The organism is Stieleria bergensis (genome assembly GCA_007745635.1).
Lineage (GTDB): Bacteria > Planctomycetota > Planctomycetia > Pirellulales > Pirellulaceae > Stieleria > Stieleria bergensis.
This window is the reverse complement of record CP036272.1, coordinates 3,853,484-3,871,131: the sequence shown is the minus strand read 5'-3', so window position 1 is coordinate 3,871,131 and position 17,648 is coordinate 3,853,484. Positions and strand designations below refer to the sequence as shown.

Below are 17,648 nucleotides of genomic sequence, written 5' to 3'. Positions count from 1 at the left end.
GTGTGTGGCAGTTGCGTCTTGATGGATGGGACGATCGGCAAACCAGAAACGTCGTCGCAATCAATGCCGGCCGGGGAGGGTTTCGTTGCATCTGGTTGGCGTTGCCAACCGCTTCACCCTCACCTCGCTTAGGCTCGACTCTCCCGCCAGCGGGAGAGTTCAGTCAACGGTTCTTTCAGCAACACCCTCCCGCTTGCGGGACAACCCTCTGATCGATCGCTGTTCGCAATGTATCATTCCCGACAGGGTCTTTTTGCGATGAAAGCGTTTAGGGGTAAACATGGTTGTCAACATCATCGTCGTCGTGACGGCGATTCTATTATTTGGCATCCTTGCCTTTTGGAAGCGGCTGTCCAATTCTGCGGACTTCCAAGCCACGCTCACTCCGCTGGCCTCCATCATGGGCAGTGGTTTTTTGGTCAGCGCTCCCTTGCTGGGCGGGCTGGTTGGTTCCTGGGCAGTGGTCATGATGGCGATCCTGCTGCTGATCGCCTACCTGATTGGTGAGGCGATCCGATTCAATATCAAGCACTTTGAGCCCATCGAAAACAAGGGCAATGGCAAAGCACAGCACGTTGCCTTTGTCTCCCGACTGGCGTTGATCCTGGCCTACTTTGTGTCGGTCACGTATTACTTACAGTTGCTTGCCGCGTTTGCGCTGAGCTCGCTGGGTGTCAATCAAGACTGGCTCGCTCCGCTCATCACCAGCATTTTGCTGGGCACCATCGGATTGGTCGGGGCGCGTTGGGGGCTGGACATGCTGGTTGCGTTAGAGAAGTATGCTGTTGCGTTGAACTTGGGCGTGGTGGGGGCGCTGTTGTTGTCTCTGGTTGTGTACAACCTTGGCCTGCTTGGTTCTGGTGCTTGGCAATTGCCCGATGTGGATTCGACGATTGATTTGAGCGATGTTCGCGTCTTAATGGGCCTGCTAATTGTGGTCCAGGGCTTTGAAACCTCTCGATATTTGGGTGACAAATATGATGCCGATCGTCGGATCCGAACGTGCCGGATGGCGCAGTGGGTCTCGGGAGTGATCTATGTGGTCTTTATCTCGTTGGCCACCGTGCTGTTTGATCGTGAGATGGGATCTGATGTGACGGCGATCATTCGAATTGTCACGCCGGTTGCTATCGTGTTGCCAATCATGATCTCTGTCGCCGCGATCGGCAGTCAGTTTAGTGCAGCAGTCGCCGACAATGCGGGAGCCGCTGGATTGTTGACGGATCTGGCAAAGCATCGGATGGCAATGAAGTATGCCTACTACATTATCCTTGCCGTGGCGCTGTTCTTGGCTTGGGCAACGGACGTCAATGGAATCATCGCTTATGCATCCCGAGCTTTTGCGCTGTATTATGCCTTGCAGTGCCGAGTCGCCTACTTGGTTGCCGCCGAGACGGCTGACTTGCCACATCGCACATGGAAGCGAGGCATGTTCGCGTTTGCCGGGCTCTTCGCCCTAGCCGTCGTCATCTTTGGCCTCCCCTCAGGCGCCTGATCCACCGCTTTCATTCGTAGGTTGCGTGCAAGCACGGCACCGCACGGTTTTGCCATCGGCCGGTTTGCGGTTGGTGGCGCGATGATGAATGGGACGATTGGCAAGGCGGAGGCATTGATGGTCTCAATGGCCGGCCGGGGAGGGTTTCGTTGTCACTGCCAGCAGTTGGCGTTGCCAACCACTTCAGTCACGGTAGGAACGGCCGTTTCCGGCCGCCCCCCGCACAGATCCGTACTTGAGTGTTGTCTCATACGGCTCCTGCCTTGATTCGGGCGCGAAATCGTTGATCTGGATACGGGTGGCGTACCTTGGCGTGAGGGAGGTAGGTCAGCAGCAACCGTTTCATGCGAGGCCAAGGCCAGCGATGCCGTTGGCTGCGACGACAAAGCGTACGCAACCATAGACGGCTAACCTCGTCTCGAAATCGACGTAGGCGGCTCACATTGCCTGGGACGGCATAGTAGGCCAGCCAGCCGCGGACCACACTACCCAGCCACCGACCTTGTTGGCCGACTGACTGGTGTCGCCGACGACGAAGCTCCGCCTTGATTGCCGAGAGGGTACGAGCCATCCGGCTCGCGATCGTCTCGCGGCGAATCATGAACCACCCCGTCTTTGGGCTGGTATCACAGCGGTGCGTGAAACCGAGAAAATCGAACGTCTCCGGTCGACCGTCTCCTCGCTCAGATCGGCGCTCGATCGCATAACGACCAAACTCGAGCAAGCGAGTCTTTTCGGGATGAAGCTCAAGGCCGAACTTACCGAAACGTTCCCGGAGTGCTTCCAGGCACATTTCAGCATCAGCTTTGCTCTCAAACCCAATCACAAAATCGTCGACGTACCGAACCACAACGACGTCCTTGCGGCCGCGCTGTCTTCGCCAGTGGTCGATCCACAAGTCCAACACATAGTGAAGATAGATGTTCGCAAGCAGCGGCGAGATCACCGCTCCTTGCGGAGTCCCCACCGTCGTCTTGGACCACTCACCGTCTTCGCTGACACCGGCTCGAAGCCATTTTCCGATCAGACGGAGAATCCGTTTGTCGCTAATGCGATGCTCGATGAACTTCATGAGCCATTGGTGGTCCACGTTGTCAAAGAAGCCTTTCACATCGGCGTCCAGAATCCAGTTCACCTTTTTGCTGCTCACACCGACACACAACGCATCGAGTGCATCGTGAGCGCCGCGACCAGGACGGCCACCATAACTGAATCCGAGAAAATCCTGTTCGTAGATGCACTGCATGACCCACCCGGTTGCCTTTTGGACAATCTTGTCCTCCAGGGCCGTGATGCCGATCGGACGTTGCCGGCCATCGGCTTTGGGAATGTAGATTCTCTTGGAGGGCTTCGCTCGGTAGGCACCCCGGTGAATACGACCGTGTAGAGCCTCAATCGAGGCTTCTCGGTCTTGCTCGTACTGCTGCCAAGTCACCTCGTCGATGCCCGCTGCGGCAGATTTCTTCAAATCATCGAAGGCCTCGTGCAGCAGGGGAACGTTGATGTGATGCAACAGGTTCTCGAACTTCAACGCAGGACAGTCCCGCGCTGTTTCGCGCACACCCAGCAGCCCGCGAGAACGACGCTTGGTCCGACTCGAAGTTCGGGGTCGATCGTGCTGCGAGGTGCTCATCTTGGCTGAGTCCCTTTCCTCGACAGACTCCGCGGCCGGTTCAGTTCCGGCGTTGTTCGCCTGTGTCGGCAGTACTATGGACTCATCCGACTTCCGATCAGCGTTCATGGCAGCCTTTCCCGCTGGACGGTTCGCTGCCCGCACTGGATACTTGCCAGTGGCCGATCGGATCTCCCGGTTCTCGCGATTGAGATTTCCACGCATGCGCAGGTTCTCGTGACTCCGCCGTGTCCGATGGGTTCTCGCCTAATGACGAACCCATCGGTGTTGCCTTCCCCATAGAGGGACCGGGTCGGCACACGGAAGTTCAGATTTCGGAGCTCAATAGCTGGCCTGCGTTTCCCCCCTTGTCGGACGCTCAGCACAGATCGGTTACCCTCTCTGCACCTCCGATGGAGGCCATAGCAGTTGGCTAGACTTTCTACGTAGGACACTTTCATTCCCTATCTCAATCCGGTTTTATCCCGGCACTCCCCTCACCTCGCTTAGGCTCGACTCTCCCGCAAGCGGGAGAGTGCAGTCAACGAATGCTTTCAGCAACATTCTCCCGCTTGTGGGAGGGTTTCGTTGTCACTGCCTGCGGTTGGCGTTGCCAACCACTTCACCTTCACCTCGCTGACGCTCGTCTCTCCCGCAAGCGGGAGAGTTCAGTTGTTTTGTGCGTGCACCCATGCCGCTACTGCACGGGCACGACTCTGGCTTCGGCGGTGGCTTGTGCTCCCAAATCCATTTCCTGCGCTACCGCTCGAGCGTTGATTCGGAACGCTTGCGGCAAATTACTCGACAACATGATTTCAAAGGTCATTGCTTCGCCGCCTTGCAGCGTGCCAAGTTGCCAGGAGACGCGGTCGTTCTTTTGTTGGATGCGGTCCAGAGGTCGACCGTCCAGCATTGTGATCCGCGTCACGTTAATGCCTGCTGGCTTACTGATCTGCACACCGACGTTGCTGACCGGCGTGGTCCTTGGGTTTCGGACCGTTAGCTCGTAACGCATCGGAAACTGAACAAACACCGGATCGGTTGGCCCTTGCAATTTCAATTCCAACTGCTGCGCTTGTGGGCCGGGCGTTGCTGGAGGCGTGTTCGGGACGACCGGCAGCGCTGGTGGCGGGTTGTTCGGCTGCTGGCCGTTGTTGGTAAGCGGCGCACTGTTGTTCGGCGGAATGGAGGGCGTTGGCTGCACGGGCGGCAAGTTCGGTGGCTGAGTCGGTGCCGGCGGTGCGGTGATGACTCCCGAGTTGATCGCAAACTGAACTTGCTTGCCGGGAAAGGATCCCTGGTCGCTTTGCACGTTCATGTAGATCGTGCTGCGTGGATTGATCCCATTGGCACGCAGTTTCAAATCAATGGCTTCACTGGTTCCCGAGTTGAGCTGGGGGATCGCCCATTGGACTTGATACTGGCCTGGCAACGCGCGTTTCTGAATGCTGCTGCGCTCGGTGGACTCGACCGGAACCAACTGTGGGTCGTGGGTCAACGTGACAATCAGGTTGGTTAGTGGGACGCGGCCATCGTTGGCCACAATCAGCTTGGCGGTCGTGGATTCTCCCACGTTGACTTGCTGGGGGATGGTCAACTGAGTGGTCAGTGAAGGTGTGGGGACGGGTTGATTGACGACGGTCACACAGGCTTGTGTTTGTTCTCGCTGTCCTCCGGCCGCGGTTGCTTCGACTTGCATGCAGTGTTGTCCCGCGTCGACGCTGCGGAAGATCACTTCATCCGATCGCCATGTGTCGCCGGGCTGCAACGGAAGGGTCCGATTGCTGGTCACCGACCGGGAGCCTCCTTCATGAGTCATCGATGCGTCGCCGCTGACCAACAACGACACGTCGGTCAGAGGTCGATCGCCGACGTTGCGAACATCGATCGCAAACGGGATCGGTTCGCCGACTTCGGCGCGATCCTTCAGCGGCCGAGCGACAACGCTTAGGGAGGGGCGGAAGACGCTGACGCGACCTTCGCTCTGGGAAACCAATCCGTTGTCAGCACGCGCTTCGGCCAGTAAAGCGATCGTGGTCGGTGTCACCAATTGCGCTGCCAAGTCAATCTGCTGACCGGCGGGGAGGGTGCCCAGTTCCCACACGATACTGTTGGTTAGGTTTTTGGCCAGTGGGTCATTCGTGGTGGCTCGAATGCCTTCTGGGAAACGCAATTGCACGCGCACATTGTTTGCTGCTTGATCGCCAGGGTTCTGGACGTTCAGGACCGCCTGGAAGCGCTCTTGGAAACCGATGACTTGTGGGACTTGCAAGTTGACCAACAGTTTGGGCGCACTCCAAGTGACATACGTTTGGCCGCTGAACAGGGTTAGATTGGGCATGTTGTCGCTTTCACCGCCGGGGCGGACGACGCTCATCATGACCGCAGTGGTGCCTGCGGTCCCCGGTGTCGGTAGCAACGTGACGGCGGCGTTGCCTTGGTCATCGACCACTGCTTCGGTGACCGATGATCCGGCAGTGTTGGCAAAGGTTGCCAGGCTGGGATCGACAATCTCGTAGCGAACACGCCAGCCTCGTGCAGGCAGATCCGCATCGCTACGCGTGACGCGTGTGGAAAGCGTGACCTGTTGTCCAGCGGGAACGATCTGTGTTCCAGGGAAGGTGCGTTTCGCATCGACCCAGTAGATCGTTGCGGTCGTTTTGCGCTGATCCCAGCAGTCGCTGTCGGGAGCCAAGACGGTGACGCGACTGGTGCCCTCGCTGGGACTGCTCAAGCTGATCCAGGTTTGGCCCTTTTCCAAGATCACGTCGTCACCGGTGTTCAGGTTGCCGCGCGTGATCAGGGTGCGTTTGGTGCTGGTCACGCCAATCGCATAGGACGGGTCTTTTTTGGGAGATCGAATGTTTGCCAGGCGGTGCGCAACACCACAGCCTTCGTCGCCAACCTCAATGAACGTGCCAACGCTTTCGGGCGTCAGCATCCATTCCAACGGCTGGCCCGTTTGTAAATAGCCATCGGCGCCGCAGATTCCTGACAGCAGGATGACTTCGCCATTGACCGGGGCAACAATTTTTTGAGGAGACAGCAGGATGCGGCCTCGGACCCCTTTCTTTGCCAGGCAGCTGGTTCGGCCGCGATTGATTTCACTGCCAATCAGCACAGCCGGTGGCCCATGCGCGCATTCTGCGGTGCACGGTGCGCTGGGGACGCAGGAACGCTCGCCATAAATCCCGTTGGGAACCGGCGCGGTGGTTAAGACTGGTGCCGCCGGTGTCGGGGACGCTGGCGCAGTCGGAGGGCAAGCAGGGGCGGGATACAGTGGAGGGCAGGCCGGTTCACCGCAAGGATCCGTGTAGACCGGTTGCGGGCAAGTTCCGGGCATGGCGGTCGGCGCAGCGGTTGGGCAAGCCGGCGGTTCTGGCGGCGTTGCGTAGGCCGGTTTGGGAAACAGCGAGCAATTGCGGAGCGACTGACTGAAACGTTGGAAGCAGTTGGGCCCTGATGGCGCTGGCTGAGCGATGATCGGTGCCCCTGGATAGGCTGGACCCTGTGTGACGATCGGGCCTGGCGCAGCAACAGTCCCCGGAGCAACAGGCGCGTTGTTCGCCGGGCGGGTCATGATGGGCGCAGGAGCCACCGCAACGGCATTGCGTCGTCCAAAGCAGTTTGGCCAGGTCAGAGGAGTGGTATTGGGCAGTGGTTGGAACAATCGCTGGCCGCTGGGATCAATTGCTGGCAAGCGCATGCGCGAGCAACCACTGGGCAGTGTCATCAGTGTCAATGCAACGACCGCTACGAAGGCGCGCAGCGATTTTCGGTGGACTGCAAGGAGTCGAAATCCATCAAGACCAGACATGGAACCGGTAGAAAAAGAGGAATCCAATCCAACGTGGACGCCTAGCGAAGTGGGATTCACCTCACAACAAGAACCAGCTCCGTAACCTCGGAAAGATCGTTCCAATCCGTGGAAAGCACAAAACGCAACCGACGCTGATGGCATTGGCTGACGAGACTCAGGGATTTTCCCGAGTGAAACCGCGTGCATAAGAGTGGCGAAGTGAAGCAAACCGCGACAAATCACAAGGCGTGACAAGCCCGATCTGGCAACAAACCGACCGAAACTGGCAGGAGAAAAGTCAGCCTGAAGGGCAGCCCTCAGCTAACCCAAATCATCGCAAACCGCACCCCAACCGGAAAACCCTAGCACACAAATAAGCCCATGATGCAAAAACGCAACAAAGAATGTTGCGGAAAAGCAACTACGAACGCCGCCTCGTTTGTTTGATGACCGCATGGAGACAATGTCCATCGGTCCCCAGCGTCCTGCCATTGCCGTTTACCGCTAAGTGCAGCCGCTGACTAAAGGTGAGTCGCGGAGCGCCAACCGACACCGAAGAGACGTCGGCGATGGCCTTTCACGACCCGGTAGCCGGCTTCGCAACGATGTTGCCTCCGATAATGCGTTTGCAACGACAAGGAGTAGTGAACCATTTCGTTTGCGAGCTTCATCAAGCTTTGACGGGGGCTGGTTCGCCTAGAAGGGTTCAGACGAGGCAGCCGCACTCACATCGGACGCGAGCGCGCGGCTGCCTTCACCTGACCGGGTTCCGTTTAGCTTCTTTTGCGACGCACGTTGATGACGCCTAGGAGAGCGATGGAGAAGATTCCAAGAGTCCCTGGTTCTGGAACGATGTTGAGCCGTGCTGAGCTACTTTGCGGCGTAAATGCAAAGCCTCGACCACCCGTCGTCAAAGCAACAATCGTGTTGTCCAATGCAAGGTCATTGAAGGTCACTGGCCCTGTTCCGGGAAGCAACGCGACAACAGGGACGGGGATAAAATCAATATTGGCGTAATCATCCGACAGCGTCGAGTCGATGATGTCGAGACCAGCGCGGTTGAAAGAGGTTTCCGAGCCGGGGGGGCCAAAAGGGTCTGAGGACTGGAAGAAACCGTTATCTGCTGTGGCGGCAAACTCCAGGTCGAACTCTGCGTCTGTAAAGAAGTCTTGAATCTCGTTGGTGCCAGAGTTGGTATCACGAGCCCAAACCGCTTTGAGATCGTTAACACCACCCGTTGTGTCGCCCGTTAGAATCGCAGCAACGGCATTGCTGACGCCATCAAGCTGCTGGCCGGAACCGGAAAAATCCGGCAACAAACCTTGCAAGCTATAGTCACTGGAGGAATCCGTTGCCAACAAGTTGAAGCCATCGGTGATGGTTTGAATCGTTCCGGAAAACAAAATCGCAATGTAACCATCGTTGATGATGTTCGGGGTACCGGCTGGAATAGCGTTGACTGGCGAGTTGGCGTTAAAAGGGTCACTGGTAGTGATGTCGTTGGTGAGTTCCGTGCTGGCAATCCAGCCATACAGGATATCACCATCTTGCAAGCCGGCACCGGAGTTGCCTTGCCCCTTTATCAGGGTTGAACGTCCGACCGGGTTGTTAATGGTGTTGATTTGATCCGCTTGACCATTTCCGGTCAGAACGGAAGTGAGAAATCCTGCTTGTGCAGATGAGCACGTCAGGATGGCTAATGGGATGATAAGAATGAGATGCTTTAACATTGTGCTTATAACCTGATAAATAGAAAAAAATGAAGCGTGTGCTGTTTTCTATTTCAGGTGCTAAGCAGGCCGATCAGGAGGCGTCCAATACGGCGGGACGATCGCTACGCGTTGGCGAACGGCAACGGCGAGGATTGTGAGCCGTTCAAGTCGAGCAACCGTCGGAGCGACGATCGCTGGGCTCAGTTGGGAGTTGTGTGAAGCGGGGCTCAACTCAAAGCGGTCAGGGTTGGCACTGCTGACAGCAGGGGGTGTTGTTCGCGTTTCTGCGGCAACAATCTCGATCGTTGGTCCATCGAGCAGGCGCGCATCGGTAATCAGTCCAGCAGAGCAAAACTCTCCGCTGAAAAGCGCAATAGTCAGCATACCGATAATGAGACAAAGACCACGCATGCAGACACGATATTACGTGCCGGCAGGCTTGTCGATGTTTTTTGATGCGGATTGGGTTGATTTTTCCGAATATAAAATAGTGCACAAGGGCCTGTTTGTATAGAGGATTTCTCTGGAAAACGTGAATGTTTTTGTGATTGATTCCGCAGTGCCTTTGATGGATCTGGCTTATCGCCGGCTGTCCAGGCCTCTGGTCATCAGTGGTCATGGTTTCCAGAGGCAGCCCCAATGCTCCGCTTGACGGGTGGCCCGGTGGCGCAGTTGTCCAGGAGTTGAGGCGTTCCAGTTCTCAGGGAATTGCGCTAGCCCATTAGCGTGGAGAAGGTCGCCACCGAACGCTTGGTGGAGGGGAGGCAGGGTTGGCGGGTTTGGCTCTGCTTGATCCGCGTTCTTTTTCGCCGTTTGCAGATTCGGCCTCGCGTGGTAGCGAGCAAGGGCATGGGGCAGGCTGGTGACCACGTCCCGTCAGCCGTTTATGATTGAGTGAGCGCCTCAGCTGGAGACGCTTCAGCGATTGCCACCGGTTTGATTTCAACGCTCAGGGATTTTCCCGAGTGAAACCGGGTGCAGAAGAGTGGCGAAGTGGAGCAAATCGTGACCAATCACAAGGCGCGACAAGCCGACCGAAGCTGGCAGGAGAAAAGTCATCCTGAAGAGCAGCCCTCAGTGACTCCAGCTCATCGCAAACCGCACACCAACCGGAAATCCCTAGCACGCAAATGAGCCCATGATGCAAAACGCAACGAAGAATGTTGCGAAAAGGGGACGCCGGGTCATGCCGCAATGAGTCGCGGGCCTTTCGCTTGAGCGTCTGATTCAACAACGTCAGCTAAATCACTTTTCTCAGTAATGGAAGGATGGAAACTGTACTCATGGTCCTTGGTAGTTCGCTGGTGACCCGCATTCATAGGAAATGGGCTGGTGGTCGAATTGATCCACGCTGGATTGATTTCTCTCGCTGAAAGTTCAGCGTTGATTCAGAAGCTGCCTGGGCCAGGTGGGCGACCACCAATAGAGATGGTTCTTGCAAATCTGATTATCGGATAGCTATGGGATGTCTATATCCTATTAGTGCCTAACTATTTTTGACTAGTTGTGCCCTTACGCCCAATTCGATATCGCTAGGCTGTTTCCACAGGGGGGTGACAGCCGAACAGAATTCGTTTTTTGGCTGTTTCCCAACAGAAAAAGCCCACTGCGTTATGCAGTGGGCTTTTAGGGCTCTTTAGCACATGCGCGGTGCTTCGGAAGTAATTACGACTTGCGCCGACGCATCAGGCAAGGAACTGCAGCAAGTACGCTAAAGATGATGGCGGACGATGGTTCGGGAACTACCGCTATCGCACTTTTCTGGTTGATTGTGATCTCATAGGTGCTGCCAACGTTCAGATCAAACTCAACTGATGAAAGATCATCCGAAAATGTGTAGGTGCTCGGGCCAGCGCCATTTGGCGAAAGGCTGATACTCTGATTGAGCTCTGGAAACACAGGACCAAGGAAGTTCGATCCGCCATTGAAGACTTCATTGATCGTAACTTGAAGCGATGTGCTGGCGGTCCCTCCGAGATTCGGAGTTCCAGTGTGTGCCAGGAAAAGGTCCGACGTTGCAGTGAAGTCCAATCGCACAGTTTCGTTGGAGTTTGCCTGGAATCTAATCTGTGAAGAGTTATTAACGATGTTCGCTGAGCCTGCTGTCACTGGACCGTCCAAGCTGCCAACATTGAAGTCTGCATATGTAGTACCGAAACCACCTGTTGGTGGAACTGGCACCAATGGCGTTGGTCCGATCGGTGGAAGACCAGCGATGTTAAGGATGCCACCACCGAGATTAGGCTCAACAATATCCACGAACGAGCCACCGAAAGCGCTGTCTGCACGGACATAATCTGCGGCTTGGATAGTAAAGTCGTTATCTGCTGGGGACGCGTTTGTTCCGATGTATGCGGGACCGAAACTACCGCTCGTGCTGACGATTGATCCGCCGCCGTTGGCACTGGAGATCTGAAATGTGCCTAGGACTTCCTCTGTCACTCCACCACGCGTGACCTCGCTGATGCTATTTGTCAAAGCGGAAGAAACACGTACGAATGGACCGCCCGCATCGAGTTCTGTTGTGTTGACGTCAAAGGTGCCGCTAATAACCTGATCATCACTCACGCGCACAATTTTGATGTCGGATAGTGCTAATAATGCACTGCCCTGCAAACCCGCCTGAGCGGTAGATGCCAGCATTAGAACCGGCAAAAGAGTTGTAAAAAGTTTTTTAAGCATGGTTACTCAGAATTAATGAAAGTTAGACTAATAGTGAAAATTGTCAAAATCAATCAAAAGTTCTAAGAAGGTCTATCCTGCGGTAAACCAAACGGCGGTTCGGAACATACTCGTAATCCGACAACTTTTAACGGCCTGGGACAAGTATGTCCAACTGCGTAGAAATTTCCGAGAATGACACGCACTTCATCTGAGTTTTCATATTCGTCAGATAGACGAATATGATCCGCAGTATCGTTCTGGCAAAACGGTGTATCACCGCTCGGAGCCACCAAATCCGTGGAGATCTCAGTCTGGCAAACTGGGTGGTTAGAATCCACAATCACGCCAGCGCAGCAACTACTTCCGCTCGCTGACGCGATTAGAAGGATGACTATGATGATGAATGGGCGCATGGCGGTTAGAATAGCATACTTGTAGGGGCATGTCTAATGGTTTATGGATTGGGGGACATTTTTCTGGTGGTGGGCCGGCTTTTCATTGTTCCTTCACTTTGGTCCCCCCCCTTGCCACGGTCTCCCTCATTGGGAACAGTTGTTGGTGACAGTTCGCTAATCTGGCGGTACGATTCTGGCCGAAGGTTATGGTGCCGGTTCGGTTTCCCACGGCGCTGACCACTTGCTGGCTGTCCGAGCGCTATGCTATTAGCGTCCGGCACCTGCCTCGATTGCGTTTTCCTTTCCCAAGCAGAATGTGGAATTTCTATGGATTTACCATTCCCCAGCCCGTTTTCCTCCGGCGCTCTCGCCTCTGGTCATGGCCGACCTGACCTGAATCAAGGTGATCTCGCCGCCAGCCATGCTTACCAAAGTTACCAACGACAACGCCAAATGACCCTTGGCGATCTGCTGCTGGAAAACCGTATCGTCTTCCTGCAAGGCGAAATTCATTACGGAAACGCCAATGAATTGGTCATGAAGCTGCTGTACTTGCAAAGCGAAAACCGCCGCAAGGACATTCACTTTTACATTAACTCTCCAGGTGGTAGCGTGACCGCCACTTTGGCGATCTACGACACCATGCAAATGCTGTCCTGCCCCGTCGCAACCTATTGCGTCGGAGAAGCCTGTAGCGGGGCCGCGGTCCTGCTGGTTGGTGGGGCCAAAGGCAAACGCCAGTGTCTGCCCAATAGCCGAGTGATGATGCACCAGCCCATGGGTGGGGTCGGTGGTCAAGTCAGCGATATTGAAATTCAAGCCACTGAGATGTTCCGCTATCGAGATGTCTTGAACGAAATTATCGCCAAGCACAGCGGGCAGACGGTCGAGAAGATTTCCCAAGACACCGATCGAGACTTCTTCCTCGGTGCCAACGAAGCCAAGGAGTACGGCATCGTGGACGATATCTTGACCAAACCTGTCGAAGAAGATGATGACGATGATTGATCGTGTGGCCGGAGAAAGTCAAATGAGCTTTCCGGCCCCAACTTCTGAGGCAGACAAGCGATCGCTGAGAGTTGCCATGGCGTGAGCCAAGTGTTGAACACGCTGCTTTCGCGCAGCGAAAGGCCACAATTGAGACAGAGAAGAGCTTCGTGGGACGCTGTGATGGGCCGCGAACGCTAATATTGCCGAGGGTTGCGATGGCGTGGGCAAAGAGCCAAGCACGCTGCTTTCGCGGAGCGAAAGGCGACACTTATTTATGCACCTTACCAGACAAAATACAGAACTATGCCTTTGATTCCTTACGTTGTCGAAAAGAGTGGTCGCGAAGAGCGTACCTATGACATCTACAGCCGGTTGCTCAAGGACCGCATTATTTTTCTTGGCCAGCAGGTTGACGACCAAATCGCCAACTCTCTGGTCGCACAAATGCTCTTTCTGATGAGCGATGATCCGAAAGCGGACATTCACCTGTACATCAACAGCCCCGGTGGCAGCATCACCGCCGGCATGGCGATCTATGACACCATGCAATTTGTGTCCTGCGATGTGGCCACCTACTGCATCGGTCAAGCCGCTTCGATGGGCGCAGTGTTGTTGACCGCCGGTGCGGCAGGAAAGCGTTTCGCATTGCCAAACGCCCGCATCATGATTCACCAGCCGCTCGCAGGCATGCAGGGAACGGCTCGTGAAGTTGAAATCCACGTTGAAGAATTGCGCCGCATCAAGCAACGCATGAACGAGATCATGATCGAGCACACCGGTCACTCGTTGGAGAAGATCGAAGGAGACACCGACCGCGACCGGTTCATGAGCGCAGAAGAATCCTGCGAATACGGCCTGATCGACAAAGTCGTCGCCAGCAGCAGCGAAACCGCCGGCCAAGCCAGCGAGTAGCGCCAACGAATTCCATCGCGTTTCAATGCGATTCAGATGATCTAGCAAACCCCTGGCTGCGATTCGCACCTAGGGGTTGTTTTTTGGCATGACCTGTCCGGACTTCGCAGGCACCTGAGATGTCGGTTGTGTGATGTTGGTTGTGTGATGTTGGTTGTGTGATGTTGGTTGTGTGATGTTGGTTGTGTGATGTTGGTTGTGTGATGTTGGTTGTGTGATGTTGGTTGTGTGATGTTGGTTGTGTGATGGCGTTGGTGTGATGGCGTTGGTGTGATGGCGTTGGTGTGATGTCGGTTGTTTGCCGAACGCCGTAGGTGTTCTATTGTCAAAGCCCGGGGTCGCGCAGCGCACCCCGGGTTTCGATTCGACGCGGGTTTCCGAACGCCGTAGGTGTTCCACAATTGGAGCCATGCGTCGTGGACATCGTTGGGTGTCAAACGTGGGTGTTTACGTCGCGGGCAGATCAGGCCGGTTGTACAACCCCTTCGGGGTAGGGTGTTGAGCGCGTGATGGTGACCCAGGGTGCGCTTCGCGACCCTGGGCTATGGAGTGGAACACCTTCGGCGTTCGGAAATTGGGTTGGTGTGGAACGTTTTCGGTGTGTGGGACCGTGGTTTGGGACGTGAACGTTTTTGGTGTGTGGAGCCGTGGTTTGGGACGTGAACGTTTTCGGGTTTGGAACCGTCGGATTGGTGTGGTACACGTTCGAGGTTCGGAGATTTGGGGCGCTCCTGCCGAACGCCGTAGGTGTTCTATTGTCAAAGCCCGGGGTCGCGCAGCGCACCCCGGGTATCGATTCGACGATGGTTCCGAACGCCGTAGGTGTTCCACAATTGGACCCACGCGTCGTGAACATCGTTGGGCGTCAATCGTGGGTGTTTAACCAGGCCGATTGTACAACCCCTTCGGGGTAGGGTATTGAACGCATGTGGTAACCCAGGGTGCGCTTCGCGACCCTGGGCTATGGAGTGGAACACCTTCGGCGTTCGGAAATTGGGTTGGGAGTGGAACACGTTCGGCGTTCGGACATTGGGAATCGGGGTTTGCGACTCTGGCGATGGTGTTCCACCGTCGTGTTTAGGTGGCGGGACGATGGTTGGCCAAACCGGGCCGGTCACGGGTGGGTCACGTTTTGCGGTGGTGGATTATGCGTCGCGGGGGTGCTATTTTGATCTTCGATGGCGGCTTTTCTGGACTCTAATCCGTGCAATACTAGTCATTCGATGGGTGGTTTTGTTGGGCATGCAATTTGCACCGACGTTCCAATGACCCTCCAGACGCTGTTGACTCGCGATTCCCATTTCCTCTCCTCCTTACGCCGAGACCTTTCGATGACTTTCCCGTTTCCTCGTCGTTCTGCTTGTAAGGCCGTTCTGAGTGCCGCTTCTGTCTGCCTGTTTGGCAACGTCGCTCTGGCTGCTGAGCCCTCTGAATATCAGTCTCCCAAGGAAACCAACGCGGCCATTGAGAGGTCTGCCGACGCTGGGATTCGCTATCTGAAGAATCGCGGCCAAGCTGCCAACGGGGCCTTCAGTCCTGAGACCGGTGTTGCCGTGACCTCGCTGTGTGTTCGGGCGATCTTGGATCATCGCCCCAGTGAAGTCAGTTCCCCCGAAGTCAAAAAGGCGATTGACTTTATCGTCAGCAATGTTCGCCCCGATGGTGGTGTCTATGTTGACGGATCACACTACCGCAATTATGAAACGACCGTGGCGGTTGGTGCCATGATCGCAGCCAACAAAGACGGGCGTTTCGACAGTCAACTCAAGCGGGCCGAAGCATTCCTGAAGCAGATCCAGTGGGACGAAGGTGAAGGCATTGAATCCTCGGACCCGGCTTACGGCGGGGCCGGCTATGGCAGCCACTCGCGTCCGGACTTGTCCAACACTTCCTTCTTGGTGGAAGCCCTTCGCGAACTTGGCAATGAAGCGGACGATGAAGCGATTCAAAAGGCTCTGAAGTTTGTGGCGCGGACGCAAAATTTGGCTGGCCAAGGCAACGATACCAAGCACGCCGATAAAATCGGGGACGGAGGGTTCTACTACACGCCGGCAGCCGGTGGTGAAACCAAAGTCGTGGAGCCAGACAACGGCGGTGGTTTGCGAAGCTATGGATCGATGACTTATGCTGGCTTGAAAAGCATGATTTACGCAGGCCTGGCGAGTGATGATCCTCGCGTCCAAGCAGCCATGGACTTTATTCAGAAAACTTACTCGCTGGACGAGAATCCAGGCATGGGCCAGTCCGGTCTGTACTATTACTTCCACACCTTTGCCAAAGCTTTAGACGCCGCCAAGATTCAAGTGCTGACCGATTCAAAGGGCAAGGATCACCTGTGGAAACGTGAATTGACCGCCACCCTGGTCAAGGGGCAACAGAAGGACGGTTCGTGGGTCAACGGTGGCAGCGACCGCTGGATGGAAGGCAACCGGAATCTAGTGACTGCCTACGCATTGATGGCACTGAAGTACTGCCGGGAGTGATCCCTCTCCAAGCGGCGTCCCGCCGCAGCAAAGATTTTCGATGTTGTCGATCAGACAGACCATTGCCCAGTGTTGTTGCCCAGTGTTGCCATCGCGACGCTGGGCTTTATTTTTAAGGACAATCAAAAGGTGTCGTTGAAAGCTTTTTGTAGATCGCGGCGATTTTGTCCATGCGAACTTGAAAGCTGAACTTGGAGGACACCGTTTCGTAGCCGCTGGCCGCGATTCTTTGTCGCGTCTCGGGATCCTCCAGCATGATCTGAACGGCGTCTTTGATTTGTTTGTGATCACCGGAGTGGATCAGGATTCCGTTGTCTCCGTCGACGACCAATTTGGGGATGCCAGCAACACGTGTTGACACAACGGGACGCTTCATCGCCATCGCTTCGAGCAACACGTTTGGCAGCCCTTCGCGAAAGCTGGAGAGCACAAAAGTGTCACAAGCTTGATAGAGCAGCCTGGGGTCAGCGACAAAGCCCAGCAGCTCGATGCGATTGCCCAGATTCAGTTGATCGATTTGTTGTTGCAGCGCATCGCGGAAGGCTCCGTCGCCGGCGATGCGAAGCGCAACATTCTTGCCGCTCTGGCTAAGTTCCGCGATCGCTTGAATCAAGAGGTCAAACCCTTTTTCATCGGACAGCCTGCCAACGCCTGCGATCAGGAAGGCGTCCTCGTTGAGGCCAAGTTGCTGTTTGGCGTCCGCTTGGCTGTAGTCGACTTGGTAATCGCCCAGTGCGATGGCGTTGTCAATCAGGCTAAGGCGTGTTTCGGGGAGGCCAAGTTTTTGGCAGTCCTGATAGAGATCTTGTGAGACGCAGATGACTTGCTGATAGCGTTTCAAGCACCAGCGATCGATCGCAAAGTAGATCGGCGTTTTCCAGGTCCGCTGGCCCCAGCCGTGGACGGTGCTGACGAGTTGCATTTTGGGGAATGACTTGCGAAGCAGTAGTCCGATCAGGTTGGATTTATAATCGTGTCCATGCCAGATGAAGTCATCGTCTGCCGAGAAACGCTTCAATGTTTCTTCCACCGCCGCTTTGCAACGCCCCACAATTTTCCAGTCGCGAAGTCCAAAGTCATCGATTTCGATCAACGGAGCATGTGTCTGGCCAGCACGCTGGCGAATGATTTCAAAGCCATCGTCGTGAGGATCACGCAGATACAGGCAGGCGGCCTGATAACCCAGCGGTTCAAGGAACCGCGGCGAGTTCAAAATGGTCTTCTCGGGGCCTCCGCCTTGACCGCTGATCACGCGAGGGTGCAGCACGAGAGGAAGGTCAGTTGGGCTAGGCATCATCGGGCTTTCTACGATCGGTGGGGAGGATTGCGGCCGACGCACGTTAGGCGACGGAGTAACGGTTATTCTGGTATTAGGCGGCATGGCGCGTTGTTTAGTTGATCGTTCAGGGGGGCAGCGATCCCAGACCGGGCTGCGCGATGTTCCTGTTGTAGCGATCATAATGAACTCATCACGGTCAGCTTTTGAAAATCGAATGTCCGATTCTACGTTCTTCGTTGCGCACATCTGCTCAACCTAAGTTTATCTACTTCAATCTAATTCATACGTTGGCAAACGCTTTAGTACT

The 17,648-nt window shown here is 55.5% G+C and carries 10 protein-coding genes; 4 read left to right on the top strand and 6 right to left on the bottom strand.

The features are described from left to right. The first annotated feature begins 280 nt into the window (after window positions 1-280). Window positions 281-1,495, top strand: a complete 1,215-nt coding sequence (locus SV7mr_RS13470; protein ID WP_145272936.1) for a hypothetical protein — start codon at window positions 281-283, stop codon at window positions 1,493-1,495. Window positions 1,496-1,742: 247 nt separating this feature from the next. Here the strand turns inward: SV7mr_RS13470 and ltrA are convergent, their stop codons facing one another. The 5 genes from ltrA to SV7mr_RS13445 form a co-directional block, all read right to left on the bottom strand. Beyond that, window positions 1,743-3,026, bottom strand: a complete 1,284-nt coding sequence (gene ltrA / locus SV7mr_RS13465; RefSeq protein ID WP_419187352.1) for a group II intron reverse transcriptase/maturase — start codon at window positions 3,024-3,026, stop codon at window positions 1,743-1,745. A 778-nt stretch (window positions 3,027-3,804) separates the two neighbouring features. Then, complete coding sequence (locus SV7mr_RS13455; protein ID WP_419187351.1) at window positions 3,805-6,924, bottom strand: COG1361 family protein; 3,120 nt, start codon at window positions 6,922-6,924, stop codon at window positions 3,805-3,807. 755 nt (window positions 6,925-7,679) lie between these two features. Continuing rightward, a complete protein-coding gene (locus tag SV7mr_RS13450) occupies window positions 7,680-8,636 on the bottom strand; it encodes a PEP-CTERM sorting domain-containing protein (RefSeq protein WP_145272929.1) in 957 nt (318 codons plus the stop codon). 60 nt (window positions 8,637-8,696) lie between these two features. After that, a complete protein-coding gene (locus SV7mr_RS25385) occupies window positions 8,697-9,002 on the bottom strand; it encodes a hypothetical protein (RefSeq protein ID WP_419187350.1) in 306 nt (101 codons plus the stop codon). Window positions 9,003-10,283: 1,281 nt separating this feature from the next. Continuing rightward, window positions 10,284-11,300, bottom strand: coding sequence for a hypothetical protein (locus tag SV7mr_RS13445; RefSeq protein ID WP_145272925.1), 1,017 nt, complete (start codon window positions 11,298-11,300; stop codon window positions 10,284-10,286). Between the two features lie 704 nt (window positions 11,301-12,004). On the opposite strand from SV7mr_RS13445, the gene SV7mr_RS13440 reads away from it, so the two are divergent. The 3 genes from SV7mr_RS13440 to SV7mr_RS13425 all read left to right on the top strand — a co-directional run bounded on the left by SV7mr_RS13440 (window position 12,005) and on the right by SV7mr_RS13425 (window position 16,062). Continuing rightward, a complete protein-coding gene (locus SV7mr_RS13440; protein WP_145272922.1) occupies window positions 12,005-12,685 on the top strand; it encodes a ClpP family protease in 681 nt (226 codons plus the stop codon). 285 nt (window positions 12,686-12,970) lie between these two features. Beyond that, entirely contained in the window at window positions 12,971-13,579 is a 609-nt protein-coding gene (clpP, locus tag SV7mr_RS13435; protein WP_145272919.1) for an ATP-dependent Clp endopeptidase proteolytic subunit ClpP, read from the top strand. A 1,331-nt stretch (window positions 13,580-14,910) separates the two neighbouring features. After that, window positions 14,911-16,062 (top strand): prenyltransferase/squalene oxidase repeat-containing protein, encoded by a 1,152-nt coding sequence (locus SV7mr_RS13425; RefSeq protein WP_145272913.1) that lies wholly within the window; start codon window positions 14,911-14,913, stop codon window positions 16,060-16,062. A gap of 112 nt (window positions 16,063-16,174) precedes the next feature. Here the strand turns inward: SV7mr_RS13425 and SV7mr_RS13420 are convergent, their stop codons facing one another. Then, window positions 16,175-17,359 carry a glycosyltransferase gene (locus SV7mr_RS13420; RefSeq protein WP_419187349.1) on the bottom strand — a complete coding sequence of 395 codons (1,185 nt, stop codon included), beginning with the start codon at window positions 17,357-17,359 and terminating at the stop codon, window positions 16,175-16,177. Between the last annotated feature and the right edge of the window lie 289 nt (window positions 17,360-17,648).

What these genes read in the sequence shown, in the direction of transcription:
- SV7mr_RS13470 (WP_145272936.1), top strand. Translation starts at nt 281, where the DNA reads ATGGTTGTCAACATCATCGTCGTCGTGACGGCGATTCTATTATTTGGC.
- SV7mr_RS13455 (WP_419187351.1), bottom strand. Translation starts at nt 6,924, where the DNA reads ATGTCTGGTCTTGATGGATTTCGACTCCTTGCAGTCCACCGAAAATCG.
- SV7mr_RS13450 (WP_145272929.1), bottom strand. Translation starts at nt 8,636, where the DNA reads ATGTTAAAGCATCTCATTCTTATCATCCCATTAGCCATCCTGACGTGC.
- SV7mr_RS25385 (WP_419187350.1), bottom strand. Translation starts at nt 9,002, where the DNA reads ATGCTGACTATTGCGCTTTTCAGCGGAGAGTTTTGCTCTGCTGGACTG.
- SV7mr_RS13445 (WP_145272925.1), bottom strand. Translation starts at nt 11,300, where the DNA reads ATGCTTAAAAAACTTTTTACAACTCTTTTGCCGGTTCTAATGCTGGCA.
- SV7mr_RS13440 (WP_145272922.1), top strand. Translation starts at nt 12,005, where the DNA reads ATGGATTTACCATTCCCCAGCCCGTTTTCCTCCGGCGCTCTCGCCTCT.
- clpP (WP_145272919.1), top strand. Translation starts at nt 12,971, where the DNA reads ATGCCTTTGATTCCTTACGTTGTCGAAAAGAGTGGTCGCGAAGAGCGT.
- SV7mr_RS13425 (WP_145272913.1), top strand. Translation starts at nt 14,911, where the DNA reads ATGACTTTCCCGTTTCCTCGTCGTTCTGCTTGTAAGGCCGTTCTGAGT.
- SV7mr_RS13420 (WP_419187349.1), bottom strand. Translation starts at nt 17,359, where the DNA reads ATGATGCCTAGCCCAACTGACCTTCCTCTCGTGCTGCACCCTCGCGTG.